Genomic DNA, 318 nt, shown 5'->3' with positions numbered 1-318 from the left:
GTCGCGAACGTCTAGATGAGTTCTGGCACTGGGATTGCCATAAGAAGCTCATAGTACCAGACACCAAATGGATTGATGATCTGCTGACCCGTTCTTTTGGGAAACAGGCGATGCCCAAAAAGAGACGTGTACGTGATGGCACAGGACCCACAGCACAGCGCTTGGCCCGGAAGTTGAGTGCGGCGCTGCTGGCCCAGCACGATCTGGATGTGGAGCCCGGCGCATGGAAAGTCTGGGTGCAGCCGCCCTCCTACCGTGGACCACGTTGGGACCTAGCAAATTGGGGAGCGCACGCGCCACATCCGGTACACCCCAATC

At 58.2% G+C, this 318-nt stretch carries 1 protein-coding gene; it reads left to right on the top strand.

The window, feature by feature from the left end:
* On the top strand, nucleotides 1-318 hold a 318-nt coding region (locus AC1RPG_RS08605; RefSeq protein WP_481762571.1), incomplete at both ends, for a hypothetical protein.

The organism is Dellaglioa sp. CoH-57-MRSF-18 (assembly GCF_056781995.1).
The sequence above is the reverse complement of the archived record's forward strand: the minus strand, read 5'-3'. Positions and strand labels throughout refer to the sequence as shown.